General features: G+C 42.2%; 34 protein-coding genes. 17 read left to right on the top strand and 17 right to left on the bottom strand.

Annotated features, from left to right (window positions below):
* Nucleotides 1–24: 24 nt before the first annotated feature.
* The 9 genes from HY805_00250 to HY805_00210 form a co-directional block, all read right to left on the bottom strand.
* Nucleotides 25–360 (bottom strand): hypothetical protein, encoded by a 336-nt coding sequence (locus HY805_00250; GenBank protein MBI4822652.1) that lies wholly within the window; start codon nt 358–360, stop codon nt 25–27.
* Nucleotides 347–646, bottom strand: coding sequence for a hypothetical protein (locus HY805_00245; GenBank protein ID MBI4822651.1), 300 nt, complete (start codon nt 644–646; stop codon nt 347–349). Before HY805_00245 ends, HY805_00250 begins: the two co-directional genes overlap by 14 nt.
* Nucleotides 588–929, bottom strand: a complete 342-nt coding sequence (locus HY805_00240; GenBank protein ID MBI4822650.1) for a hypothetical protein — start codon at nt 927–929, stop codon at nt 588–590. The genes HY805_00245 and HY805_00240 overlap by 59 nt, the downstream gene beginning before the upstream one ends.
* Nucleotides 929–1,093 (bottom strand): hypothetical protein, encoded by a 165-nt coding sequence (locus tag HY805_00235; protein MBI4822649.1) that lies wholly within the window; start codon nt 1,091–1,093, stop codon nt 929–931. Before HY805_00235 ends, HY805_00240 begins: the two co-directional genes overlap by 1 nt.
* A 1-nt stretch (nt 1,094) precedes the next feature.
* On the bottom strand, nt 1,095–1,589 hold the full coding sequence (locus HY805_00230; protein ID MBI4822648.1) for a M15 family metallopeptidase: 495 nt from the start codon (nt 1,587–1,589) through the stop codon (nt 1,095–1,097).
* A 380-nt stretch (nt 1,590–1,969) separates the two neighbouring features.
* Nucleotides 1,970–2,491, bottom strand: a complete 522-nt coding sequence (locus tag HY805_00225) for an SEC-C domain-containing protein (protein MBI4822647.1) — start codon at nt 2,489–2,491, stop codon at nt 1,970–1,972.
* Nucleotides 2,492–2,560: 69 nt separating this feature from the next.
* Nucleotides 2,561–2,809, bottom strand: a complete 249-nt coding sequence (locus tag HY805_00220; protein MBI4822646.1) for a hypothetical protein — start codon at nt 2,807–2,809, stop codon at nt 2,561–2,563.
* 280 nt (nt 2,810–3,089) lie between these two features.
* Complete coding sequence (locus tag HY805_00215) at nt 3,090–3,362, bottom strand: hypothetical protein (protein MBI4822645.1); 273 nt, start codon at nt 3,360–3,362, stop codon at nt 3,090–3,092.
* On the bottom strand, nt 3,359–4,378 hold the full coding sequence (locus HY805_00210) for a hypothetical protein (protein MBI4822644.1): 1,020 nt from the start codon (nt 4,376–4,378) through the stop codon (nt 3,359–3,361). The genes HY805_00215 and HY805_00210 overlap by 4 nt, the downstream gene beginning before the upstream one ends.
* 14 nt (nt 4,379–4,392) lie before the next feature.
* Here HY805_00210 and HY805_00205 point away from each other — a divergent pair, with 14 nt between their 5' ends.
* Nucleotides 4,393–4,605: a hypothetical protein gene (locus HY805_00205; protein MBI4822643.1), complete on the top strand. Its 213-nt coding sequence runs from the start codon at nt 4,393–4,395 to the stop codon at nt 4,603–4,605.
* A gap of 94 nt (nt 4,606–4,699) precedes the next feature.
* On the opposite strand, the gene HY805_00200 is transcribed toward HY805_00205, so the two are convergent.
* Complete coding sequence (locus HY805_00200) at nt 4,700–4,927, bottom strand: hypothetical protein (protein ID MBI4822642.1); 228 nt, start codon at nt 4,925–4,927, stop codon at nt 4,700–4,702.
* A 221-nt stretch (nt 4,928–5,148) separates the two neighbouring features.
* On the opposite strand from HY805_00200, the gene HY805_00195 reads away from it, so the two are divergent.
* The 8 genes from HY805_00195 to HY805_00160 all read left to right on the top strand — a co-directional run bounded on the left by HY805_00195 (nt 5,149) and on the right by HY805_00160 (nt 9,329).
* Nucleotides 5,149–5,691, top strand: coding sequence for a YkgJ family cysteine cluster protein (locus HY805_00195; GenBank protein ID MBI4822641.1), 543 nt, complete (start codon nt 5,149–5,151; stop codon nt 5,689–5,691).
* Nucleotides 5,692–5,756: 65 nt separating this feature from the next.
* Nucleotides 5,757–6,170 carry an NYN domain-containing protein gene (locus HY805_00190; protein MBI4822640.1) on the top strand — a complete coding sequence of 138 codons (414 nt, stop codon included), beginning with the start codon at nt 5,757–5,759 and terminating at the stop codon, nt 6,168–6,170.
* Entirely contained in the window at nt 6,170–7,054 is an 885-nt protein-coding gene (locus tag HY805_00185) for a phosphatase PAP2 family protein (GenBank protein MBI4822639.1), read from the top strand. The genes HY805_00190 and HY805_00185 overlap by 1 nt, the downstream gene beginning before the upstream one ends.
* Nucleotides 7,055–7,118: 64 nt before the next feature.
* Nucleotides 7,119–7,640, top strand: coding sequence for a MerR family transcriptional regulator (locus HY805_00180; protein MBI4822638.1), 522 nt, complete (start codon nt 7,119–7,121; stop codon nt 7,638–7,640).
* A complete protein-coding gene (locus HY805_00175) occupies nt 7,622–7,777 on the top strand; it encodes a type II toxin-antitoxin system HicA family toxin (GenBank protein ID MBI4822637.1) in 156 nt (51 codons plus the stop codon). Before HY805_00180 ends, HY805_00175 begins: the two co-directional genes overlap by 19 nt.
* Before the next feature lie 166 nt (nt 7,778–7,943).
* Nucleotides 7,944–8,195: a hypothetical protein gene (locus tag HY805_00170; protein MBI4822636.1), complete on the top strand. Its 252-nt coding sequence runs from the start codon at nt 7,944–7,946 to the stop codon at nt 8,193–8,195.
* Nucleotides 8,196–8,292: 97 nt separating this feature from the next.
* Nucleotides 8,293–9,063, top strand: a complete 771-nt coding sequence (locus tag HY805_00165) for a hypothetical protein (protein ID MBI4822635.1) — start codon at nt 8,293–8,295, stop codon at nt 9,061–9,063.
* A 101-nt stretch (nt 9,064–9,164) separates the two neighbouring features.
* Nucleotides 9,165–9,329: a type II toxin-antitoxin system HicA family toxin gene (locus HY805_00160; protein ID MBI4822634.1), complete on the top strand. Its 165-nt coding sequence runs from the start codon at nt 9,165–9,167 to the stop codon at nt 9,327–9,329.
* A 10-nt stretch (nt 9,330–9,339) separates the two neighbouring features.
* On the opposite strand, the gene HY805_00155 is transcribed toward HY805_00160, so the two are convergent.
* On the bottom strand, nt 9,340–9,753 hold the full coding sequence (locus HY805_00155) for an arsenate reductase ArsC (protein MBI4822633.1): 414 nt from the start codon (nt 9,751–9,753) through the stop codon (nt 9,340–9,342).
* 325 nt (nt 9,754–10,078) lie between these two features.
* Here HY805_00155 and HY805_00150 point away from each other — a divergent pair, with 325 nt between their 5' ends.
* A complete protein-coding gene (locus HY805_00150) occupies nt 10,079–10,342 on the top strand; it encodes a hypothetical protein (protein MBI4822632.1) in 264 nt (87 codons plus the stop codon).
* Nucleotides 10,343–10,403: 61 nt separating this feature from the next.
* Here the strand turns inward: HY805_00150 and HY805_00145 are convergent, their stop codons facing one another.
* Nucleotides 10,404–10,598, bottom strand: a complete 195-nt coding sequence (locus HY805_00145; protein ID MBI4822631.1) for a hypothetical protein — start codon at nt 10,596–10,598, stop codon at nt 10,404–10,406.
* A 310-nt stretch (nt 10,599–10,908) separates the two neighbouring features.
* Here HY805_00145 and HY805_00140 point away from each other — a divergent pair, with 310 nt between their 5' ends.
* Nucleotides 10,909–12,225, top strand: a complete 1,317-nt coding sequence (locus tag HY805_00140) for an acyl--CoA ligase (GenBank protein ID MBI4822630.1) — start codon at nt 10,909–10,911, stop codon at nt 12,223–12,225.
* Here HY805_00140 and HY805_00135 read toward each other — a convergent pair.
* Entirely contained in the window at nt 12,222–12,581 is a 360-nt protein-coding gene (locus tag HY805_00135; GenBank protein ID MBI4822629.1) for a hypothetical protein, read from the bottom strand. The genes HY805_00140 and HY805_00135 overlap by 4 nt on opposite strands.
* A 137-nt stretch (nt 12,582–12,718) precedes the next feature.
* Between HY805_00135 and HY805_00130 the strand changes: the two genes are divergently transcribed.
* The gene (locus tag HY805_00130; GenBank protein ID MBI4822628.1) at nt 12,719–13,198 is read left to right on the top strand and encodes a metallophosphoesterase; all 480 of its coding nucleotides are present in this window, start codon (nt 12,719–12,721) and stop codon (nt 13,196–13,198) included.
* On the opposite strand, the gene HY805_00125 is transcribed toward HY805_00130, so the two are convergent.
* The gene (locus HY805_00125) at nt 13,188–14,216 is read right to left on the bottom strand and encodes a 7-cyano-7-deazaguanine synthase (GenBank protein MBI4822627.1); all 1,029 of its coding nucleotides are present in this window, start codon (nt 14,214–14,216) and stop codon (nt 13,188–13,190) included. The two genes, HY805_00130 and HY805_00125, sit on opposite strands and share 11 nt — an antisense overlap.
* Nucleotides 14,217–14,274: 58 nt before the next feature.
* Here HY805_00125 and pyrE point away from each other — a divergent pair, with 58 nt between their 5' ends.
* On the top strand, nt 14,275–14,832 hold the full coding sequence (gene pyrE, locus HY805_00120; GenBank protein ID MBI4822626.1) for an orotate phosphoribosyltransferase: 558 nt from the start codon (nt 14,275–14,277) through the stop codon (nt 14,830–14,832).
* Between the two features lie 8 nt (nt 14,833–14,840).
* On the opposite strand, the gene HY805_00115 is transcribed toward pyrE, so the two are convergent.
* Nucleotides 14,841–15,686, bottom strand: coding sequence for an ABC transporter permease (locus HY805_00115; protein ID MBI4822625.1), 846 nt, complete (start codon nt 15,684–15,686; stop codon nt 14,841–14,843).
* Nucleotides 15,683–16,657, bottom strand: coding sequence for an ABC transporter permease (locus tag HY805_00110; protein ID MBI4822624.1), 975 nt, complete (start codon nt 16,655–16,657; stop codon nt 15,683–15,685). The genes HY805_00115 and HY805_00110 overlap by 4 nt, the downstream gene beginning before the upstream one ends.
* Before the next feature lie 86 nt (nt 16,658–16,743).
* Between HY805_00110 and HY805_00105 the strand changes: the two genes are divergently transcribed.
* From HY805_00105 to malQ, 4 genes are all read left to right on the top strand, one after another.
* Nucleotides 16,744–17,205 (top strand): hypothetical protein, encoded by a 462-nt coding sequence (locus HY805_00105; GenBank protein ID MBI4822623.1) that lies wholly within the window; start codon nt 16,744–16,746, stop codon nt 17,203–17,205.
* A 27-nt stretch (nt 17,206–17,232) separates the two neighbouring features.
* On the top strand, nt 17,233–17,553 hold the full coding sequence (locus tag HY805_00100; protein ID MBI4822622.1) for a thioredoxin fold domain-containing protein: 321 nt from the start codon (nt 17,233–17,235) through the stop codon (nt 17,551–17,553).
* 93 nt (nt 17,554–17,646) lie between these two features.
* Nucleotides 17,647–18,867, top strand: a complete 1,221-nt coding sequence (locus HY805_00095; protein MBI4822621.1) for a glucose-1-phosphate adenylyltransferase — start codon at nt 17,647–17,649, stop codon at nt 18,865–18,867.
* Nucleotides 18,801–21,011, top strand: coding sequence for a 4-alpha-glucanotransferase (gene malQ / locus HY805_00090; GenBank protein ID MBI4822620.1), 2,211 nt, complete (start codon nt 18,801–18,803; stop codon nt 21,009–21,011). Before HY805_00095 ends, malQ begins: the two co-directional genes overlap by 67 nt.
* On the opposite strand, the gene pilQ is transcribed toward malQ, so the two are convergent.
* The gene (gene pilQ, locus HY805_00085; GenBank protein MBI4822619.1) at nt 20,995–23,055 is read right to left on the bottom strand and encodes a type IV pilus secretin PilQ; all 2,061 of its coding nucleotides are present in this window, start codon (nt 23,053–23,055) and stop codon (nt 20,995–20,997) included. The genes malQ and pilQ overlap by 17 nt on opposite strands.
* Nucleotides 23,056–23,066: the final 11 nt, after the last annotated feature.

Below are 23,066 nucleotides of genomic sequence, written 5' to 3'. Positions count from 1 at the left end.
AAGTAAGGGTGGGTGGTCGGGACTTTAATTTCTTTTAATGCCAAATTCACTTTCTAAAATCTCCTCTGCCCTTCTCTTCATCTCCTCGGGGTCGGTTTCCTCGGAAAGTGAGAGCTTTCTTGAAAGCTCTATGATGGTTTTTATGATATGCGTGTAAGCATGCTCTGCCTTGTGGTCTAATTCAGCTTTCTCATTATTTTCATCCTTCTTACCCTTTTTGATTTTTCCGTTCTCTTTGGCAATGTCGCTTTTTGAGATGTCTGCTCTGGAGCTCAGGTATATTTCGTATTTCCTTTTCTGTCTGAGGAGTGCCCTTAGCATTTTTTCTTCAAGGGCAGGCTTCTTCTTAGAGCTTTTCATCGATACCTCTTTCTCTAAGATAGCCATCTATAAGGTCCCAGCCTTTTGCAGTAAGCTCTGCAAATGCGATGTCAAAGCCAAATCCTTTTTTTCTTTCAAGGCTCACATAGCCTTTCTCCTCGAGGTATCTCAAATGAGCCTCAAGTGCTCCTTCAAGCATCGGATAGCCGAGGTTGTCTAATGCAAAACGGATTGCCTTTAAGTCCAATGCCCCGGGATACTCTGTCTTAAGAAGGTTTAACAGGGCAATGCGGATGCGTCTGTTCTTTACGCTCTCTGTGTTCAAGCCTTACCTCCTCGAATGCTTGCTGTTGTTGTGCAATGAACCTAAGAAGCACAAGCATCTCTCTGTGCTCTCCTGAATCCCTTCCAACAAAATCCTGAATGGACTTTGTAAGCCCCTCCATGGACTGAGCCTGCCTTATGAGGGCACCTGCCTGCTCCTCCTGTGCCTCGATGAATTTAAGCCCTAACCTGCTTGTGATTCTGTAAAGCCCCACAAGAATTATCAGGGCAATCACCGCCCCCACACCTGCATTTATGAGTGCCTTCAGAAGCTCCTGTTCCACTATAGCCCCTTACCTACTACTGCACTGTCTTTAGAAAATACTCCCAAGAAAAATATGCCAACCGTTGTTAGGGCATTGCCCAACTCCATAGGCAATCCAAATATTGGGACTAATATTCCCAACGAGCCTATTAAACCTGAAACAGTGGTTCTCCAGTTTTTCATTTTAAACCTCCTCAGGCCTTTTGCCTGCCTTTAATTCAGAAAGCGTTATGCCTCCTGTATATTCAAAATGAACATAGTCTTTGAATTTGAAACGACCTCCCCATCTTAAACCTATGGACTCACCGATTCTTCCAATCTCCTCATAATCAGGAATATGGTTTTTATTTATATCTGCCTTTATGTCATAAGTAATCCCCTTTTGCCCCCCTATTGCACAATCAAATGCACACCCAAACTGATGTGTAGATGTAAGAAGCCCTGTTACTTTTCTTTTGTTTTCCTTCTCAGTGATTGGTGGCAATCCAGCAGACTTTCTTAATTCATTAACTGCCTTAAGTGTTTTTCTTCCCTGACTGAATAAAGCAAGCTGTTCTGCCTCTGTCCTTAAGGTAGATGTGATGATGACATCTATGCCTTTTTCTTTGCAGAGAGAAATAAACTGTCTACATTTCTCTCGAACTACTAAATTAAGGTCTTCGATTTTTCTACTTGGCATAGAATTTACCCCTCACCCTCTCCCTCTCCCGCAAGGGGAGAGGGTTGATATATCTCCCCTCCCTTGATGGGAGGGGTTGGGGGAGGGTGAAGTATCCCCCTCATAGCATGCCCTGCAAATCGGGTCTCCTTTTAAAGGAAGGCAGGTCATAGACCTCTCAACCCTGCAGATTGCCTTTTCCCTGAGTTGTGTGATTGCCCATCCATCAAAGGTTCTTCTCTTCATGAGAGAGAGTTTAAAGAAAGGGACTAATGAAAGTCTTCTAACACATGTCTAAGACATGTGTCTTAAAAACATGTCCCTGAAAGGGGTCGGCTTTTAAGGATAGGACTAAGGAATGTCTGCTGCAACTTACATGAGGCACTGTAAAGGAGGGGCTTTTAGATGTTTTTACCGCAACATTTTTTATACTTTTTGCCACTACCACAGGTGCAAGGCGCATTGCGGCTTACTTTTGTGGAATGAATAGGCTCGGGCCTCTGCTTAACGAAATCTATCTTTTCTTTTGATGGGAGTCTAAATGAAAATGTTGTGTTCCCAGTATGATGAGTTATCGCGAAGTCTCCCTGATTGATGACATCCATACCGATTAAGATGTCAAACTCCCCTGCATAACCCTTAGTCGCTCTTATAGCGGTGATGATAACCTTATTCGGAAGGAATATACTTACAAGATAGGTCTCAACATCAATCGGAGTATCGCTACCTGCATGACGAACTTGCGTCATCCCAGTTGGTTTTAACCCACATTCATCGATGACCTTTTGTGAAATGACAGAATTGGTCGCGCCGGTATCCCAAATCCCCATATATTCTTTTTTACAGGTTATTATTTCATCAACTTCTGTCTTGGGTGTGCTATCTAAAAAAGGGCGTGAAATAAAAATTTGAGTTACAAGCATGTTTGTTCTTCTCTTATAGTGTTGAGTAAAGCTGCTATGAGGCGGAGGAGATGGGTTTAAGGGCATTATTTAAACAAATACTACCCGTGAATGATAAGTCTGAGTATAACTCTCAGTACCCGGTTCACATTTTTGAACAAGGAAGGTCCCTAATGCATGTGTCTTTGAGGTTTTTTCTACAGCCTCAACCTCAGAATCGTAAGCCCCAATTACCTGAGCATCCTTGATAACAACAAATTTGCCGTTGTATTTTTTTACAAGCTCGGCCTGATTATCAAGATAAAATCTAAACTCTTTCTCAAGAGAAGAAGCATTCATAAATATCCCCTTTTAAATATAAGTTACGATAGTTCGAGCACTGTGTCAAGTGCCATTGTTATACCATACTGCAAAGTGCTTTTGTCAAGTCAAAAATCGTGCCACCCATAAAATTAACTGGTTGGCATACCCCCTCCAGTGTGATAATACACTTCTGCTTTGCCAAGGCATCCATACTTGCGTCCTTCATGAGGTGAGTTTAAAAGATGGGACTTGGGGAAGTCTTCTAACACATGTCTTAGACATGTGTCTTAAAAACATGTCCCTGAAAATGTGATTGCTACCTGCCTTTTCCGGTCAGTATTCTTATTAATTGTTTTCCCGAAATCCCATATTTCCTTGCAAGCTCCCTATAATTTTTGCCATTAAACTCCCTCTTTATAGCCTCATCCCGCTTTGCCCTTATTAGGCTTTCAAGCATCGGGAAATAAACAACCTGTCCCTTAAAGATTTCCGAAAGCCTCACAGCGTTTTCAAGACCAACAATCCTTGCAACCTCCTGATATATCTCAGGCAGGTCATTGATTGAGATTTCCTTGAGCCAGTCATTCATGAAACTACCTTTTTAAGCGTCCTCGATAGCTCTCCTCTTTCATAAGAAAGCCTTTCAGATAGAACCCTTTCAAGCTCTCTTATATTGCTTGAGAGGGTATTGATTGTTATTTGGGGGTTGTAGTTTACAGTTAGCCCCTGATTAACTGCATTGTCTGCCTTTACATCATGTCTTATGATATGTGTGCTTTCAATTGGCAGAGACTCCATCTTTGACCTTATATATTCAATGCCCTCTGAGAATGGCTTTATAGGAGATGCCAGTGTCATGTATTTAATAACCATATCGAGGCTTAATGCTATTGGTGTTATAATTCGTTCTCGCACATTCCTGAAAGTATCCCATGCAGACTGAAGGTTGTGAAAGAAATTCTCAGGGTCAAGGTTTAAAGAAATCGGCTCTTTAATCTTTTCATGAAGCTCCTTTATTTTCTTTATTGCTTCAGAGGCGTCGAGGCTGTCAAATGCAGTTGGGTCATATCCAGTTCTGTAGGAGAGTTCCTCTTTGAGTTTGAAGATTACACCTTCAAGCTCAGAGAAATCCACATAGGCTCCGGTGGCTTCTATGGCTTTTTGAAAATCTTTAAATATAGCCATAGCATTCTCTTGCTTTTTGATTTCTGCTATAAGCCTGTTAATGCTTTCAAAATGCTCCTTAACAGGTTTAAGATGGTCTATGAGCGTCTTCATTGCACCTGACAGTTCTTCCACTGGTGACTTAAAATCTTTGATTTTTGAAACAGCAGGCTCTATAGATTTAATAGTTTCCTCAACTTTATTATCCTTGAACCTTTCCAGAAGACGGTCTATTATCGAGATAGCAGCTGGAGCAAGTTTTAATATGTAGTCCAAGAATTTCGGGTTACCAAATACTGAGGCTTCTACATACTTAGAAGCACTACTTGATTCTTTTAAGTGATTGAATGCTTTGCCTAAACTATCTATGCTCCTTTCTATAGCACTGAGCTTGCTGGTTGCATTGTCCTTTGCGGTTATTGCTAAGTTTACCTCTGCCATGTTAAAATCCTCCTATGGAATACGATGAAAAATATTTCAAGGCACTTTTTAAAGCATTCGTTAAAGAATTTGACAGGGAAATTATTGCTGTTATCACCATATTAGTTATTTTAGGGATTGACATAGTGTGGCCTCTTTCCAGAGGAATCAGTAGGGCAGTAGGATATATGCTCATGTACTTCGGACTCGTCCTTATATGGCGCCTTATATCTGCCCACAGGAAATAAAAACTTATTATTGGAGTTGCATTATCCTCTGCACCTATATTGATTTTCACCACTGCCATGTTAAAATCCTTTCTATGGGATATTCAGACCAAGCTCATCGTTTTTTCTCTGCCCTGCTCCTTTCCGAGGTAGCATCTTCCTTATCTGCCTCATAGCATGCACTGCAAATCGGGTCTCCTTTTAAAGGAAGGCATGTCATAGACCTCTCGACCCTACATCTAACCCTCTCTTTAATCTGCTCAACTGCCCATCTGTCAAATGATTTTTTCATAAGTCCTCCTTTCAGAAGCAATCTTATTACAGGGCTTATGAAGCAGTCCATATGAAATCCTTCACTTGAAATCCTTCACTTGAAATCCTTCACCTGAAATCCTTCACCTGAAATCCTTCACCTGAAATCCTTCACCTGAAATCCTTCACCTGATACATTTCCAAGTCTTATTGACCTTCTAATATCTAAGAACCTATAATATTTAGACAGGACAAAGGAGGTAATTTACAATAGAAAGGTTTCTTAAAAGGCTTAGGGAAATCTATGAGACTATGGACAGGGCATACGAGCAAGTGGCATCCCATTATGGGTTTTCTTGCAAAGACTGCATTTCAAACTGCTGTGCCCAGAGATTTCATCATCACACCTTGACAGAATACTATGGCCTCCTCGATGCCATTAAAAAAGAAGACCCTGCGCTGAGGGAAAAGATACTGAGTAGGGCAAATGCAGTCTTAGATTCGTATCATAAAGACTCAGACACAGGCACGACATCTAATCTCATGTGCCCTGCCAATTTTGACGGCTTATGCTCCCTTTATGAATCAAGGCCCATGATATGCAGGCTTCATGGCATGCCATATGTATTCAGAAGGCCTGATGGTATGCTTATCGAGGGAGGTGGCTGTAGCAGGTTTCAAAGTCAGATGAAGGGCTTAGATGTAAGAATAGACAGGACACCTCATTACAGGGCATTGGCAGAGCTTGAAAAAGAGCTAAGGGCATCTCTTGGCATCGAAGACCGTTATAAAAAAACTACTTCGGAGATGCTCGTCGATATGGTAAATCAATTAGAGATAGGCAATAAATCGTAGGAGGCTCAGGTATCTCCTCTGTTATAATAGATGGCTATAACCTCATAGGTGTCCTTCATAAAGACATGGAGGCTCAGAGGCAAAAACTCATAGGAAAACTTTCTGTTTACAAAAAGCAAAAGGCACATGATATAACGGTTGTCTTTGACGGATGGAAAAGAGGAAGTCACACAGAGACCCTTTACATCGATTCGGGCATAAGGGTTGTTTACTCAAGGCTTGGCGAAAAGGCAGATATTGTAATAAAAAGGCTTCTTGAGGACAAAAGGCACTACATAGTCATCAGCTCAGACAGGGATATACAGTCATATGCATGGTCTCATGACTCGGTCCCTGTCGACTCAGAAGAGTTTCTTCGAATTATCGAGGGTGAAACTGAAAAAACATCTAATGAAAATACGGAGAGGCGATATAAAGGCAACCCCCTGATGCTTTCAAAAAAGCTAAAGGCTCAAAGAAAGGCGATTAACAAGCTTTAATGAAAAGGCTAAGGCTGGTCGAGCTCCTTATACTAATTTTTCTTCTTGCACTCCTTTGTATCAGCACCTTATATAGAAAGAAAATCCCTGATATTTCCCTACTATTAAGCATCTATCTCTGTCTTATTGCCTTTCAGGTGCTCCTTATCTTATTAAAGGACAAGGTGCCAAACCTCGTCCATGACATTATATTTCCTCTTATTGTCGTCATAACTGTATTTGACAGCTTAGGAGGGCTGGTGCATTATGTAAACCCTGTTGACATAGACCCGATTCTTATAAGATTAGATTACCTTCTTTTTGGAGGGCATCCTACTTTGATGCTTGAAAGTATAACACACCCCCTGCTTACAGAGCTCCTTCAGGTCTCATACTCTACATATTATTTTATACCCCTTTCGCTTGGCATCGCACTAAAGATTAAGGGCATGGAAGATGAGTTTCAGAGGTTTCTATTTCTTATCATATTTTGCTTTTTCCTTTCATATGTAGGCTATATACTCATGCCTGCGCTTGGGCCAAGGTTTACAATAAAGCATGAAGTGCCACTTTCAGGTTTATTTCTCGCAACACCGATTCAGGAACTCCTTAACAGGCTTGAGGGTATTAAAAGGGATGCATTTCCAAGCGGACACACAGCAGTTGCGCTTCTTGTAGTTTTCCTTTCAAGGAGATATGTAAGAGGGTTGTTTTATGTGCTAATGCCTATAACAGCGCTCCTTTTGTTTTCAACTGTTTATATGAGGTATCATTATGTTGTGGATGTCATAGCAGGTGTGGGGCTGACAGTGGTGACAGTGGTTATTGGTGAAAGATACTATGACCTTTATATGAGGATGAGGAAAAATATTACGGGGCTTGACAGTCGGCATCTTTCCTCTTGACTTTGACTACATTGTCTTGTAAGTTAAATACAGCGATGTATTTAATTTTAAAACGAGGTGAGATATGAACTTCAATACAAAAACCGTATCAAAGATTACAAACTTAAGCATAAGGCAGATTGACTACTGGGACAGGACGGATTTTATCAACCCATCTGTAAAAGAAGCCTCAGGCTATGGCTCTGTACGGCTTTACTCTTTTAATGACCTGATTCAGATGAGGGTTGCCAAGACTTTACTGGATAAAGGACTGAGCCTTCAGAAGATAAGAAAGGCTGTTACCTATCTTAAGAAGAATATGCCTGAGGTGAAAAAGCCACTTTCAGAACTCAGGTTTTTAACAGACGGGGAAACCATCTTTGTGATTACAAGTGATAAGAGACAGATTATTGATGTCCTTAGGAGCGGGCAAATTGTCTTTTCCATCGCACTCGGTGAAATTATGGAGTACATTAAAGGGGAAGTAGTAGCTTTGCAAAAAGAGAGGAAATATATGGTCGTGGTGAGAGGCAGGAGATACCCAGTTGTCCTTCACCCTGATACAGAGGATGGCGGGTACTGGGTAGAGTGTTCGTCACTCTTGTAAAGCTCACAAAAGAGGGAATCCCATATATCCTCTCAATCCCTGTGCATAAGGGCAAGCCGATAAAGCAGGGTCTTTTAAGAGACCAGATAGCAAAGGCAGGAATAAGTGTAGAGGAGTTTTTGAGACTGTATAGGTGAGAAGGGATTAGGCTTTAAGTCAAGCAAGAAGATATTATTTGCAACTATGAAGTGGAAGCATACCTACATTCAACCTCGAAGTGCAACAGATGCGACTTCACAGGGCGAGAAATTGAAAGTTTAAGCAACCTGTTCAAAAAAAGTGACATTCGAAGGGGGCAGTGGCATGAATATTTTTCAAAGGATTGTTCTTGTATTAGGGGCTATTGCTTTAGCTGTAGTTCTCTGGACAACTCCACAATTCATTTCTGTGGAAGGAAACAAAATAAAGTATAACCCCAAAACCTTTAAGGGGACTCTTGTTGAAGGGTTTGCTCCACAGAGAGACATCGGGACGATTGCAATGCGTTCAATTACTGTCATAGGTTCAACATTTCTCATCTTTTATGCACTAAAGGGTATCGGAAAGAAAAAATAAGCAGGGGAGAGAGTAGCTCTCAAAAGCAAGAGTTTCTAACAGCGTATCTCTGAATGTAAAGATATTTGACATTTGAGTGTAGAGAGGTAAATAGAAAGTGAAAAAGAAAGTAGAAACCAAGAGAGAAAAAGCGGAAAGGCTAACTAATGAACTAAAAGATCTTATGGATAGACAAAGAACTGAATCATTAAAGCAACTAACCAAAGCGAAGAAAGACCCAAGAATTCAAGAAATCTACGATATGATACAAGTATTGATTATAATGCCAGAATACCAGAAAGACTGCAGCGAGCTTGACGATTTGGCTGGAATTGCCCTTAAAACCGATAATCCTAAAGATGAGGAACAGTATTGGAAAAAAGAAAATGAAATATGCAAGAAGTATAGAATCTCTACACCCATCTGTGATGAATCAGAGCTTAAATGGTTAGACGTGCAGGGCATTAAGGAATTTTTCCACGACCCACCCATAGTAACAGTAATTAAGGCAAATAAGTACAGAGAATTAAGAGATAAAAATGGCAAACTTATAGGATTTGATTTTAGTCCCTGTCTGTTTGATGGCAAATATTTAATGCTTCAAATAGACCTGTCCAAAAAGAAACAATCTATTTTAGCCGGTGTTAATGAAACAATAGATTATTATATAAAGCATGTCAAGCGAGAAAAAACACGAAACAAAAGATATACATATCCCCCTTGGGAAATTTATAAGATGCGCCATAAAGAAAGACTAAGCTTCGTAGAAATAGCAAAGAGACTTTCAGGAATTGACGAAAACCCCACATATAATCCAGAAGTAAATAAAATCTATAAAGCTGTCAAAAGATCATACGATAAAGCTCTTGAAATAATAAAAAAACTTTAAGAAACAGATAACCATTCCCATATAAAACATCACTTAATACGGGTATATCAATCATCTTCCCTTTGCTCTAAACTAAAAATGTGAAAAGAATAGAGGGCAAGATGAAGATGACTGGCATTCATAACGTAAAGCTCACAAAAGAGGGAATCCCATATATCCTCTCAATCCCTGTGCATAAGGGCAAGCCGATAAAGCAGGGTCTTTTAAGAGACCAGATAGCAAAGGCAGGAATAAGTGTAGAGGAGTTTTTGAGACTGTATAGGTGACAAGGGAGGGCTATTTGCCTGTTTTTAAGAATTCTTCAATCCTCCCCTTTATCTCATCCCTACATTTTCTAAATTCCTGCATCTTTTTTTCTTCATCGCCTACTGTTCCAACCGGGTCATCTATGGGCCAGTGAAGCCTTCTTATTCCGTGTGGTGTTTGAGGGCAGTATGCCTCTGCATTTCCACAGAGGGTTATGACAATATCCATCTTTCTTAGGAGGGTTTCATTTATCTCTTTTGATTTCTGTTCTGAGATGTCAATGCCTATTTCCTTCATGACAAAAACTGCCCTTTGATGAAGCCCTGCAGGGAAAAGCCCAGCGCTATGGACTTCAAAGGAGCCTTTGCCAATGTGCCTTAAAAGTCCTTCTGCCATCTGAGACCTACAGGAATTCCCTGTGCAGAGAAACATGACTTTTTTCATATCAGTAGTGTAACATGAAGAAATCAAATATGCCTCTGCTTGCTACTTCCTGATTTTTCATCATGCCTGCAAAATCTCATTTTTAATGTAAGCTGAAGCCCTGCACCCTAAACTTGATTATATTCTAACCAATTAGAATAAAGCCCTGACTTATTCTATTTTTTGCTTATTCTTAGAATAAGAATACCCATAAGGCAAACACAGGAAACTTTATTACGACGCCTTAAACAGAGTAAACGAATCAGGGGACTGGCATTTATGGTTAAGGATTTTTCTGAATGCCCTTTCAAGTCAGGCTCTTAAGACACAGACAACAATCTATGACATGTACGATTTATATGAGCGATTTAAAGCAGAGGTCTCTACTACTTCAGTACATGCTATTAAACTACTTGACATATTGTTTTACTCGCCAATAGTTTCCTTCCCTACCATAAGAAAAAGACTTGCAGATGTAAGCAATCAAACTATTTATAATCTTCTCACAAGGTTTGAGAAAAAAGGCATAATTACTGAAATCTCAGGCAGGAAAAGAGGCAAGTTGTTTGCACTGAAAAGCCTGCTTGACATCCTGAAAGAAACAGAATGATAGACTTCCTCTAAAAAAATAAAATGCACTAAGCCTGCCAAGATGATAATGTCGAGAAACATCACCTGCAACACGACTCACCGCATGAGTCCCTCTGAGTTCCGCTCTGAGTTCCGCTTATAAGAAAACCCTGCTCGTCAGAAAAATCTATTGTTGCCTCTGAAAGCATGCGGTTTGCATTTTGCTCGAGGAATACCTTGAGACCGTCTTTCTCTAAGGTCGTATCTCCTTCCATCGAGTTATTGGCTATGTCCATAGCCAGAGACGGGCTTCATCCACCTTGCATAAGGAATATCCTTATGCCCCCTTGGGCTGTGCCGATTTCCTTTATAAACTCCTTAAATTTCTTTACTGCACCTTCAGTGATTGTCAGCATTTCTTCCTCCTTAAAATCTATATCATATATAATAACCTAAATGCCCTTATTTTGATACTGTGTGATATTATCTATCAATGACAGGAATTGAGGAATATAAAAAACTAAGACAGGCTTTCTCCCTTTCTGTGCCTGACACTTTCTCGTTTCCTCTCGATGTCTTTGACAGGCATCTGCCTGGTGGGAGGTAATGCTTTCTCTTATGAGGATAAATGCAATACCGATACCTGCCACAACGCTTCTAACGGCAAAGGACATCCTTTACAGGCTAAAGGCAGTTGACATAAAGGCAGTCATTACGGATGAGGAAAACATTCAGAAGTTCAAGGAGGCATCCGAGAACATAGAGCATCCTCCGATTCTTATAACTACCGATGAGTATGTGAGAGAGAGGGCGTCTGAAAGCCCTTTTGTCGGGGAAAGAGCGTCTTCGGATTCACCTGCCCTCATTTTTTTCACATCAGGCACAACAGGGCTTCCAAAGATGGTTTTGCACACACAGGCATCCTATCCATTTGCTCATCGTATAACAGGCAGGTTCTGGCTTGACCTCAAGGCAGATGACCTGCATTTCAATCTCTCAGACACTGGCTGGGCAAAGGCCGCATGGAGTAGCCTCTTTGGTCCATGGCATATGGGTGCATGTGTTTTTTCTTTTTTTAGATATGGAAGATTCGACCCACAGGCAACCATAGAGGTGCTTGAGAAATATTCGGTTACGACATTCTGCGGCCCTCCAACTGCATACAGGATGATGGTCAAGGAGTGGCAGGGTAAGATAGAGCTTAAAGGACTCCGGCATTGTGTAGGAGCAGGCGAGCCTCTTAACAAAGAGGTGATTGAGCTCTGGAGGGAAAAAACAGGCTTATACATCTACGATGGATATGGGCAGACAGAGACGGTCAATGTACTTGCTAATCTCAGATGCCTTTGGAGAGCTGGCTCGATGGGAGTGCCAACACCCGGCTTCGATGTGGATGTCGTCGATGAAACAGGACTGCCTGTTACGACAGGCGCAGAAGGAGACATTGCCATCAGGGTCAAGCCTGTTAGGCCGGTTGGGCTTTTCAGGGAATATCTCGGAAACCCCAAGGCAACAGGGGAGACAATTAAGGGAGACTTCTATATAACAGGAGACAGGGCTTATAAGGATGAGGATGGGTTTTTCTGGTTCATTGGAAGGGCCGATGATGTAATCCTTACATCAGGCTATAGAATCGGGCCCTTTGAAATAGAAAGCGTGCTCATAGAGCATCCTGCTGTAGAGGAGTCTGCTATCACAGCAAGTCCTGACCCACTAAGGGGCGAGGTGGTTAAGGCATTTATTGTGCTGACAAAAGGTTATGAGCCTTCGGAGTATCTCGTAAAGGAGCTACAGGATTTTGTAAAAAATCACACCGCACCCTATAAGTATCCAAGAAAAATCGCCTTCGTCAAAGAGCTCCCAAAAACAGTAAGCGGAAAAATCAAAAGAAAAGAGCTTAAGCTAAAGGAGTTCTCCCCCTAAAAGCTAATCTTCAGGATATTCGTCGAATAGAATAAATCCCCATCTTTTTTCTGAACAGAGATAATAGGTGGATTGAGCTTTATACTGCCTTTTTCTTTTCTTATCTCTACGACTCCCCTTGTCTCTGAGACCCCATATATCAGACCGCCTATCGTTCCAACTGCAATGCCGATACCAATCTTTGAGCCAAAGTGGTCGTCATCCGCAAGATAGATTGCACCTCCAAGTATTGCACCAATACCTGCACCATAAATCGCATCTCTAAACACTACCTCTCCTGATGTATCCGCTGAAAATGCTTTGCCCTGAAATAGGGCAAGCAATAATATAGCTACGACAACAATCCTTTTAATCATTACAGACCTCCTTAGAAAATATTATTTCACCCATTTTATATGCATTTCCACTTCATTGTCAAGATTTTATATTTCCTAATACAGTCTGATACTATCAGTAGTATTTAATGGTATAATCCCTCTGTGGAGAAGGTATTATGCTGATTGGAATCATCTCTGACACCCATGACGACATGTCTGCCATAGAAAAGGCAGTCCTCGTCTTAAATAAAGAAGGTGTCTCACATGTGCTCCATGCAGGGGACCTCGTCTCTCCTTTTACATTTGAAATCCTAAGAGACCTTAAAGCAAAACTAACAGGCATATTTGGCAACAACGATGGAGACAGGCTTCTTCTAAAAGAAAAATCAGAAGGGAATATCTATAACCAGCCTCATATGCTAAGCATCTCGAATAAGAAAATCGTCATGGTGCATGAGCCCGAGCTTGTAGAGGCATTGGCTCAAAGCTCAGAGTTCGATATTGTAATCTATGGACATACCCATACGCCTGATATAAGAAATTTAAAAAACACACTTATCATAAATCCCGGTAAAGTAGCAAAGCTTCATAAGGGAAAATCCACACTTGCCCTTCTTAATCTAAAAAGCATGTGCGCAGAGATTATTAAACTTTAGCATGCACCCACTGCCTCTTACCGATTCTCAGGGATTCAATCAGGTCATCATCTGCTGGGTTAACAGTAAGGTAAAAGACCTCTTTGCCATGTATGACCCTGACCCTCACATCTCTTATATGCTTTGCATCAGAGTATCTTGAGCATATAGAGGCAGAAATGAGGATGTCATTGTCATCTCCTAATCCCTCAAGTAATGTAATTGGGCTTCCAAAATCTTCTACTTTCATAAGATAATCTCTACTGCCTGCGAGCCTTTCAAGCCTTTTATTTTCATTTTCGTTTCTTCCCACTATTGCTTTGTGTCCGCTTGGAAGCCTGAAATGCCTTCCGAGCCTTAAAAGATAAAGGTCATTCAAAGATGGCTCAGGTGCGTGCCATAGAAGTTCCCTGAGCCGATGAGAATAATTAGGCTCTGTAAGAAGGCATCCGCCTGCAGGTGCTGGATAGTCAGTAAGGCACAGCTCTTTTGCCAGTGCTATTTGGGGCTTTCTTGAGCGGCCCGATATGGCATATAGCTTATCCCTGCTAACAAGACCATTTATCTCAGGTATAGTGGGCTTAAGGAGTCTTCCGCTAAGTGGTCTTAAGACATATCCCTCGACATGGGCTTCTTTATCTATAAAAGGAAATGTCTCACGCCTCTGACTCATTGGCCTTTGTCCTATCACCTCTCCAGTTATTATAAAATCGGCACCTGTAATCCGCATCAGCTCTTTAGCCTCCTTGAGCATTAGCACCCTACAGTCGATGCATGGATTCATGTTCCTTCCATGACCGTATCTGGGGTTTTTCACTATCTCTATGAACTTCTCGGAAAGATGGCAGAGCTTAAGCTCAAAACCAAATTTTTTTGCATTGTGGGATGAATCTCCTGAGCATGAGGAGCTATCGGTAATGTCACAACCAAAATGCGTGAGAAATGTTATGGCTGTAACCTCTATGCCCTGTCTTGTCATAATGACGACAGAAAGTGTGCTATCAAGCCCACCTGATAAAAGTGCAATTGCCCGTGCCATTATTTAAATTAAACCATAGGGATTTGAAAAATCAAACATATCTAAGCTAAAATCCTTCATGGAGTTTAAGGAAAGACTCATAGAATACATAAAAACCCACTCTTTCTTAAAGAGCGATAAGCCTGTCTTTAAGCTCTCCTCTGGTCAGATGAGTAACTTCTACTTTGACCTTAGAAGAACTACTCTTTCACCTGAAGGTCAATACCTCATAGGAAACCTCATCTGCGATAAACTCAAAGAATTAGGATTAAAACCAAAGGCAATCGGAGGACTTACAATGGGTGCAGACCCTGTGGCAACATCAGTTGCATACTGCTCATATCTAAGAGGCACACCAATTGAGGCATTTACTATAAGAAAAGAGCCAAAGACCCATGGCACGATGAAGCAGATAGAGGGAAATGTCAAAAAAGGCGATGATGTAGTCATCATAGACGATGTGCTTACAACAGGCAAGTCCACTATAAAGGCAATTGAGGTTGCAAATGCCGAAGGCTTAAATATCCTCTGTGTCATTGTCTTGCTTGACAGGTGTGAACAGAATGGAAAAGAGAATATAGAGAAGATGGGCTACCCTGTTTATTCTGTGTTGACAATGAGGGATTTTTTTAACTAATTGATTAACTACTCCATATCCCAAAGCCTTGGGTCAAGGGCATCCCTCAGACCCTCACCAACAAGGTTATAGCTTAAAACAGTTATGAGTATTGCAAGCCCAGGATAAAGGGAAAGCCACCATGCAACCTCTATGTTGTCTTTGCCTGCGGTCAAGATATTCCCCCAGCTTGGGTTAGGTGGCTGAACCCCAAGGCCAAGGAAGGAAAGCCCTGATTCAACGAGGATTGCACCTGCTATGCCAAATGTTGCGGATACAAAAACAGGCGAAAGGGCATTTGGAAGTATGTGCTTGAACATAACCCTCAGGTTGCCTGCGCCTAATGCCTTTGCAGAAAGCACAAAGTCCCTCTCTTTGAGCGTAAGGAACTCTGCCCTTACAAGTCTTGAGACATCCATCCAGCTTGTTATACCTATAACTGCCATTATCGTGAATATGCTCGGCTCAAGGATTGCTATAACTGCAAGGATAAGGAAGAATGTTGGAAATGCAAGCATTATGTCAACGAATCTCATGAGCACAGTGTCCACCTTCCCACCATAAAAACCCGATATGGAGCCAATCAGCACTCCAATGGATATTGCTATGCCAACTGCAACAAATCCCACCTTAAGGGACACCCTTCCTCCCCAGAGCATTCGGGAAAACACATCCCTTCCAAGCTCATCGGTTCCAAGGGGGTGCCTTATGCTCGGCGAGGAAAGAACATTTTCAATGTCTATGGCAGTAGGCTCATACGGAGCTATTAGAGGAGCAAAAACAGAACAGATTACCAATATGAAAACAGCAATTGCACCCGAAACGGCAAGTCTATTCCTTAGAAATCTCTTTCCTATGACAAGCGAAAGCCTCATTTTCTTACCCTTATCCTCGGGTCAACGAGTGCATATGATATGTCTGCTATGAGGTTTCCAACCAGCGTAAGGACTGCTCCTATGACCAGTATGCCCATTATAGTTGGGTAGTCCCTCGACATGGTGGATGCATAAAATAGCTGTCCCATTCCTGGAATTGCAAAGATTGTCTCAAAGATAACGCCTCCACCTATGAGCCCTGGCACCGAAAGTCCTAAGATTGTCACTATGGGTAGGAGGGCATTTCTTAAGGCATGCCTTAGTATGACCTTTGACTCAGAAAGACCCTTTGCCCTCGCAGTCCTTATATAGTCCTGCCTTATTACCTCAAGCATGCTTGACCTCGAATACCTCGAGATGCCTGCTATGCCCCCAAATGCAGAGACCCCGACTGGAAGTATGAGGTGCTTGACCCAGTCAAGAAGTCTTTCGAATGTCCCCATGCCTGATACATCTATGCTTTGAATACCTGATATTGGAAGCACCCCTAAATAAACCCCAAATAAAAGCATCAGGAGAAGTGCAAGCCAAAATGTAGGAGTCGAATACCCGATAAAGACAAACACTGTCGATGCCTTGTCAAACAAAGAATACTGCCTTGTCGCAGAGATAACACCAATTGGAATCGCAATAACTAAAATCAGCAAAAGGGAAAGAAGGTTTATGATTAAGGTTATGGGTATCCTTTCTATAATCTTGGTGCTTACCAATCTTCCGTCAACGAATGACTTGCCAAAATCTAATCTCACGAATCTTTTAAGCCAATCGAGGTACTGAACATGAAGTGGTTTATCGAGCCCATAGAGTCTTTTTAGATTTTCCCTTGCCTGAGCAGATGCCTTAAGAGACATCTCTGTTTGAACCTCAACGGGCCCCCCAGGGGCAAGATGTATGACTGCGAATGTGATGAGCGTAATGCCAAATATAAGTGGTACCATCAGAAGGAGCCTTTTAAGGACATAGATAGGCATAGGGTATTTTATCATAGAATATTTCATAGGATGTTGCCTTACGAATTTTTTAACATCTAAAGCAAAGTTTATGTTATAATTTCGGCATGAAACGGTTTGTAGTGCTTTTATCTGTTTTACTCCTTCTTGGAGTCCTTATTTTATTCCGCAGTAATACATTTGGCTTCGGAGAGATTGCAGGTGCATGCGAGCCTGACTGCCAGAAGTGTCATACACTTACAAAAAAGGAGGCATTCGGAATCCTCAATGCCATTGCCCCGGGCGTAATCTCAGAGGTTATAGATGTTCGATTAAGCCCTGTACGGGGTCTCTGGGAAGTGGATATTAAACTTGGGCAGGGACCAAAAGATATTCTATATATTGATTTCTCAAAAGGAAAAATCATACAGGGCATCATAATAGATGTAAAGGAAAAGGTAGATATTACATCCCAAAGACGACAGGAACTCATGAAGGTGGATGTGTCAACGATTCCACTCGATGAGGCACTTCAGATGGGAGAGACATCTGCCGGATATAAGGTGATAGTCTTTTCGGACCCTGAATGACCTGCCTGCAGGGAACTTCATCTGGAGATGAAGAAGGTTCTGGCAAAAACAAAGGATATAGTGTTTTTTATAAAGCTCTATCCACTTCCAATGCATCCCACTGCTTATGAGAAGGCAAAGTCCATCGTGTGCGAGAAGTCCCTGAAGGCACTTGAAAATGCATTCGAGGGGAAACCTCTTCCAAAAGCCACATGTAAATCCGAAGAAGTTGACAACAATATCAATCTTGCAAAGGAATTCGGCATTACAGGCACACCTGCTATAATCCTTCCAGATGGCTCTGTAATTGTCAGCCTCGTTCCAGCAGATTCGCTTATCCAGCTTGTTACTGGCAACTGGGGTAAGTAAGCAACTCATTTCAATTTAATCCCCTCCCATGTCCCCAAAACAACTTTTGGGTTGACCTAAGATACCTTAAAAGCCTATAATTTTTGAGGCGATATGGCACACCCAAAGATTCTTTCATTTGTTCTTGCAGGTGGAAAGGGCGAGAGGCTTTTCCCTCTTACTGCAATGCGCTCAAAGCCCTCTGTGCCTTTTGGAGGAAGATACAGGATTGTGGACTTTGTCCTAAGCAACCTTGTGAACTCCCATATATACTCCATATATCTCTTAGTGCAGTATAAATCCCAGTCCCTTATAGAGCACATTAGACAGAACTGGGTGTTGTCGCCTGTTATCAGGAATCATTTCGTAGCAGTAGTGCCTCCCCAGATGCGGATGGGTCCTGAGTGGTTTCAGGGCACTGCCGATGCTATATTTCAAAACATAAATCTCATAAGACAGCATAATCCCGAGCTTGTCTTAGTGTTTGGCGCAGACCACATATACAGAATGGACATTCGCCAGATGATAGATTTCCATGTTGAACATGACGCAGATGTCACGGTTGCGGCAAGACCTGTGCCCTTAAGGGAGGCATCGGCATTTGGAGTTATTGCCTCCCTGCCTGACGGAAGGATTACCGAGTTTCAGGAAAAACCCAAAAAGCCTACACCCATGCCCTCTGACCCAACACGAGCATATGTGTCAATGGGCAATTATATATTTAGCAGGGATGTGCTCCTTCATGCACTTGCAACCTCGCAGAGAAAAAAACAGCATGACTTTGGCACTCATATCCTGCCTGAGCTTGTCCATACAGAGAAACTCTTTGCATATGATTTTGCAACAAACCAAATCCCGGGCACAAAGCCCTATGAAGAGGTCGGATACTGGCGCGACATTGGAACCATAGAGGCATTCTTCAAGGCTCATATGGACATGCTGGGACCAGCACCTGCTTTTGAGCTCAATAATATACACTGGCCCATATTCCCCGGAGGATATGTTGGGACTTCTACAAAAATCCTGAAAGGCACTATCCGAAACAGCCTCATAGCAGATGGTGTTACCATCCATAAGGCAAAAATCCAAAACTCCATAATCAGAAGCAATGTGATTATTATGGATGGAGCAAGCGTTGAGGATTCCATTATAATGGACAATGTAGTGCTTAAGAAAAACTGCAAGCTCAAACGGGTGATTATAGATAAGCTAAACATTATCGAAGAAGGCGACGACATTGGCTTTGACCCTGCCAAAGACAGATTCAGATGCCATATAGAGCCCTCAGGGATTGCCATACTTCCCAGAGGCGGAAGAAAAACAAGACCCGAATAAGTGTGAATGACCTACCGCCAGATAAACTCATAAACGAGCTCTCGGAGCTTTATGGCATTGTCCCTTATTACTTTGACATGTGGGGAAATAAGCATGTCACATCCATTAAAACAAAGTCTGCACTCCTTAAGGCAATAGATGTTGAGGTCTCTGAAGATGAACTCCTTCAGAGAAGGTTAAAACCATGGAACAGATTCATAGAGCCTTCGATGGTCGTATCGGTTGCCTGCCAACCGGTTTCGATTGCAATCCATCTGAAGTGTGATGAGGCAGATGAAAAAGCTCTACTGATTACTTATTCCCTGAAAGACGAAAAGGGAAACACGGATGAGATGAGCCTCGAGGGGATTTCCCCTACTGCTATAAATGTGATAAATGGCATAAGATATGTCAGAGTGAAACTGCCGCTTAAGGATAAATTGGCAATTGGGTATTATGATGTGGCAGTCCAATGTAATGGGATTAAAGGTGTAATGAGGCTTATAATCAGCCCTGATGAATGCTTTAGCCCGGAAGGCAGAACATGGGGAATTACACTTAATCTTTATTCACTTCGCTCAAAAAGAAATTGGGGTATAGGAGACCTCATAGACCTGAGGGACTTTGTCGAGGGAACTGTAAGATTAGGAGGCGGGTTCATTGGCATCAATCCCCTTCATGCTATCCCGAATGAGCCTCCTTTTGGTATAAGTCCATATTATCCTATAAGCAGGCTTTACAGGAATCTTATCTACATTGGCATGGATGAGGTTTCTGATTACAAAGAATCTCCTTCAACCGTAAAGCCCGACCTACCTGACCTACCAGACCTAATCGATTACAGGGAAGTGGCAAAGCTCAAAGAAAAGGCTCTAAGGGAAGGTTTTTCTTATTTTTACGATAATCATTATATTTCAGATACATTAAGGGGGCTTGAATTCAAAAACTATGTCAAAGAACAGGGGATGGCTTTGGAGAGATTTTCAGTATTCATGGCAATAGGCAAAGAAAAGGGCAATATATACGATATGAGGCAGTGGCATCCAGCCTTAAGAGACCCTGAGAGTCCTGAGACACATAAGTTTAAGAAAAATCATGGCAGAGAAATCCTCTTTTATCAGTATATCCAGTGGCAAATAGACAAACAGCTTGAGGCAGTCTCAAAGAGGGCAAATGAGCTTGGTATGCGGATTGGACTTTACAATGACCTTGCAGTTGGCTCTGCAAAAGGCGGATTCGATGCATGGGCATACAGGGAAGTCTTAGGAGAGGCAGTAAGTGTTGGGGCTCCACCCGATTCGTTTAACCCGAATGGTCAGGACTGGGGGGTCTGCCCATTCATACCCGAAAAGCTCAAGGAATCCGGTTATGAGCCTTTCCTTAGGGTTATCAGGGAAAACCTAAGACACGGAGGTGCCTTGAGGATTGACCACGCATTGGGCTTATTCAGGGTCTTTCTTGTGCCAGAGGGGATGAGCCCTAAAGAGGGTGCCTATTTGAGATACCCATCAGAGGACCTTCTGAGAATCATTGCACTTGAAAGTGTAAGGAACAAAGCAGTAATCATAGCAGAAGACCTTGGGACAGTGACAGAGGAAGCCCGAGAGGCTTTAAGAAGGTTCAAGATGCTTTCCTACAGGTTGTTTTATTTTGAAAGGAGATGGCCATCGAGGGATTTCCTTCCTCCTGGGTCCTATCCTGAGGTGGCACTAACAAGCGTGACTACACATGACCTACCAACACTTTATGGCTTCTGGATTGGCAGGGACATTGAGGTTAAAGGAGTCCTCGGATTATACCCCAATAGTAGCCTTAGAGATAGGGATATAGAAGAAAGAAAGACTGATAAGGCTCTGATTCTTGAGGAAGTTAACCTTTTTTTGCCAGAAGGATTTCCACAAGATGCAGAATCCATTCCTGAGATGACTTCTCCTCTTTGCCTTTCGGTTTATAGATTTCTGGCTCAAACACCTTGTAAGTTAGTGGCAGTCAGCTTAGACGATATAATCGGAGTTCTGAACCAGCAAAATCTGCCCGGCACTGTGGATGAATACCCGAACTGGCGGCAGAGACACCCTCTTGAGGTTTCTGCAATCCTCTCGGATGAGAGGCTCATGGAACTTGCCAGTGTATTTAAAGACATGGCTTTTACTGCATCAGAGTAGTTGTCTTAATAATCGTAGGAGTTATAAATATCAAAAGCTCCTTTGTGGTAGATTTCTCTGTCTTTGTCTTAAACAGCCAGCCTATGATGGGAATCTTGCTCAGGAACGGAACGCCTACCTCGCCTTTATCAGCCGAGTTTGTGTAAATGCCACCTATAACGAGTGTCTCGCCATCTCTAACAACTGCCTCTGTCTTAACAGACTGGGTATTGATTCCAGTTGCACCTCCAACATTCACAGGGGTATCGTTGTTCACACTGACTTCAAGCTGGACAGTGTCTGCCTTAATAGTTGGGGTCACATTAAGGCTCAGGTTTGCATTAACAAACACGGTTGTAGAGCCTTCGGCAGTTGTTGTCTGAACAGGAATCTGCACACCCTGTTGAATCGATGCTGACTTTTTGTTCATAGTAAGGACCCTTGGATTTGCGAGTTTTTTCAGTTTCCCCACAACCTCTGCTGCCGCAAGAGACATACTTATCGTTGTTGTATTGCCTGTTCCAATAGAAAGCTGAGCAACGCCACCCTCACCTGTAACAGCTGTCAGAGGCGTGTTAACAGAGAAATTCATAGTGCCAACCTCGTGAAGAGCCTTAGTTGTAGGTGTATGTGTTCCTGACCATCTTATGCCCAAAGTCCTTGAGTAGTCTGAGCTTACCTCTACTATCTTTGCCTCAATCATAACCTGTGGCACAGGGGTATCTACCTTTTCGATGAATTCCTTCACATCATTAATTTTTTTCTCCGTGTCCCTTATCATAATGGTGTTTTCCCCTGGATGTATAGAAATACTGCCTCTTGTGCTCAAAAGCTTTTTTTCTTCTATCAGCGTTTTTATCTCAGCCGTACCTGTATAGCTGAGCGGTACGGACTCCTCTATAAGTGGGTCCTCCTTTATTTGGGCTTCCAATCGTTTTCTTTCTTCATCTTTTCTCTTTGCAAAAAACCCTCCAGGCGCAATACTTAGGATATTACCATCTATTTGCTTGTCAAAGTTGGTAAGCTCTAAAATAATGTCCAATGCCTGATCCCATGGAACATTTATGAGCTTAAGCGTTACTGTTCCTGACACAGCAGGGTGTATTATGCTGTTATAGTTGTTCATATCGGCAAGTAATCTGAATATAGGCACTATGTCTGCGTTCTGAAAATCTAAGTTTATGAGCTTCCCTTCATACTTTGTCTCCTTAGGAGGAATCCTTTGCTCTATTGGAAGCTTTTCTTTCTCTACTAAAGAAATCTCTTCTTCTGCTGGTGCCATGCCTAACGGAGCCTCTTTGACCCTGAAGGCTATGACAATGGAGTTTTGCTCTGATAGTGTATTGAAGTCTGCCTTTTCTTTCAGGTCAACAACAATCCTTACCATGTCTTTATGCATTCCATATCTGAGACTCTTTATAGGTGCCACGACGGTCCCAGGTAGTGTTGCCTTCATGGAAACATTCGGGATGTCCAGTACGATTTTATCCTCGAATGAATACACTGCTGGCTGCATTTTTCCATCGCCTTTGATAACCAATCTCAATGTCTTTTCGGCATACTCAAACCCTACGGTCTGAATCTCTGTTGCAGGCTCGCCACTAAGAACTTCCACTGTTTCCTTGCCTGATACATCAGAGGGCATGGTTTCTGGATAAGGCTCTTTAGCCAAAATCGGGGCATCTTTTACAGTCAATATGAGGGAATTGCCCTGATAAACCGGCACTAAATCAGCAGGGGATTCAAGGAGTATCTCTACTTTCAGGGCAGATGTAGGAGGACCTATCTCTGAGAGCTTTATCTCCGAGATTCCCTTTTTATCGGAGGTTATCCTCTTGCTTATGTTTCCAGCACCAACACCTGGCAATTCCACGACTACCAGATATGGGTCAGAAGGCTTATACATTGTATAGATAAAGGCAGAACTTGCCTTCAGCTCTACTACATTGTCCTTCACATCGATGGATGTAAGGACAGGGGTCTCCTCGGCTATGGCAGATTGAACTGACATGAGACCAGTTATCAGAGCGGTTAATAAAATAATAAAGTATGCTTTTTTTCTCATATTTCCTCCTC

This window comes from Nitrospirota bacterium (assembly GCA_016207905.1).
GTDB lineage: Bacteria > Nitrospirota > Thermodesulfovibrionia > Thermodesulfovibrionales > JdFR-86 > JACQZC01.
Note: the sequence above shows the minus strand (reverse complement) of the source record. Positions and strands in the feature narration are given on the sequence as shown.

Coding starts and splice junctions, on each gene's coding strand:
- HY805_00250 (MBI4822652.1), bottom strand. CDS start 360: ATGAAAAGCTCTAAGAAGAAGCCTGCCCTTGAAGAAAAAATGCTAAGG.
- HY805_00235 (MBI4822649.1), bottom strand. CDS start 1,093: ATGAAAAACTGGAGAACCACTGTTTCAGGTTTAATAGGCTCGTTGGGA.
- HY805_00230 (MBI4822648.1), bottom strand. CDS start 1,589: ATGCCAAGTAGAAAAATCGAAGACCTTAATTTAGTAGTTCGAGAGAAA.
- HY805_00225 (MBI4822647.1), bottom strand. CDS start 2,491: ATGCTTGTAACTCAAATTTTTATTTCACGCCCTTTTTTAGATAGCACA.
- HY805_00220 (MBI4822646.1), bottom strand. CDS start 2,809: ATGAATGCTTCTTCTCTTGAGAAAGAGTTTAGATTTTATCTTGATAAT.
- HY805_00215 (MBI4822645.1), bottom strand. CDS start 3,362: ATGAATGACTGGCTCAAGGAAATCTCAATCAATGACCTGCCTGAGATA.
- HY805_00210 (MBI4822644.1), bottom strand. CDS start 4,378: ATGGCAGAGGTAAACTTAGCAATAACCGCAAAGGACAATGCAACCAGC.
- HY805_00205 (MBI4822643.1), top strand. CDS start 4,393: ATGGAATACGATGAAAAATATTTCAAGGCACTTTTTAAAGCATTCGTT.
- HY805_00200 (MBI4822642.1), bottom strand. CDS start 4,927: ATGGACTGCTTCATAAGCCCTGTAATAAGATTGCTTCTGAAAGGAGGA.
- HY805_00195 (MBI4822641.1), top strand. CDS start 5,149: ATGGACAGGGCATACGAGCAAGTGGCATCCCATTATGGGTTTTCTTGC.
- HY805_00190 (MBI4822640.1), top strand. CDS start 5,757: ATGGAGGCTCAGAGGCAAAAACTCATAGGAAAACTTTCTGTTTACAAA.
- HY805_00185 (MBI4822639.1), top strand. CDS start 6,170: ATGAAAAGGCTAAGGCTGGTCGAGCTCCTTATACTAATTTTTCTTCTT.
- HY805_00180 (MBI4822638.1), top strand. CDS start 7,119: ATGAACTTCAATACAAAAACCGTATCAAAGATTACAAACTTAAGCATA.
- HY805_00170 (MBI4822636.1), top strand. CDS start 7,944: ATGAATATTTTTCAAAGGATTGTTCTTGTATTAGGGGCTATTGCTTTA.
- HY805_00160 (MBI4822634.1), top strand. CDS start 9,165: ATGAAGATGACTGGCATTCATAACGTAAAGCTCACAAAAGAGGGAATC.
- HY805_00155 (MBI4822633.1), bottom strand. CDS start 9,753: ATGAAAAAAGTCATGTTTCTCTGCACAGGGAATTCCTGTAGGTCTCAG.
- HY805_00150 (MBI4822632.1), top strand. CDS start 10,079: ATGTACGATTTATATGAGCGATTTAAAGCAGAGGTCTCTACTACTTCA.
- HY805_00145 (MBI4822631.1), bottom strand. CDS start 10,598: ATGGACATAGCCAATAACTCGATGGAAGGAGATACGACCTTAGAGAAA.
- HY805_00140 (MBI4822630.1), top strand. CDS start 10,909: ATGCTTTCTCTTATGAGGATAAATGCAATACCGATACCTGCCACAACG.
- HY805_00135 (MBI4822629.1), bottom strand. CDS start 12,581: ATGATTAAAAGGATTGTTGTCGTAGCTATATTATTGCTTGCCCTATTT.
- HY805_00130 (MBI4822628.1), top strand. CDS start 12,719: ATGCTGATTGGAATCATCTCTGACACCCATGACGACATGTCTGCCATA.
- HY805_00125 (MBI4822627.1), bottom strand. CDS start 14,216: ATGGCACGGGCAATTGCACTTTTATCAGGTGGGCTTGATAGCACACTT.
- pyrE (MBI4822626.1), top strand. CDS start 14,275: ATGGAGTTTAAGGAAAGACTCATAGAATACATAAAAACCCACTCTTTC.
- HY805_00115 (MBI4822625.1), bottom strand. CDS start 15,686: ATGAGGCTTTCGCTTGTCATAGGAAAGAGATTTCTAAGGAATAGACTT.
- HY805_00110 (MBI4822624.1), bottom strand. CDS start 16,657: ATGCCTATCTATGTCCTTAAAAGGCTCCTTCTGATGGTACCACTTATA.
- HY805_00105 (MBI4822623.1), top strand. CDS start 16,744: ATGAAACGGTTTGTAGTGCTTTTATCTGTTTTACTCCTTCTTGGAGTC.
- HY805_00100 (MBI4822622.1), top strand. CDS start 17,233: ATGAAGAAGGTTCTGGCAAAAACAAAGGATATAGTGTTTTTTATAAAG.
- HY805_00095 (MBI4822621.1), top strand. CDS start 17,647: ATGGCACACCCAAAGATTCTTTCATTTGTTCTTGCAGGTGGAAAGGGC.
- malQ (MBI4822620.1), top strand. CDS start 18,801: ATGCCATATAGAGCCCTCAGGGATTGCCATACTTCCCAGAGGCGGAAG.
- pilQ (MBI4822619.1), bottom strand. CDS start 23,055: ATGAGAAAAAAAGCATACTTTATTATTTTATTAACCGCTCTGATAACT.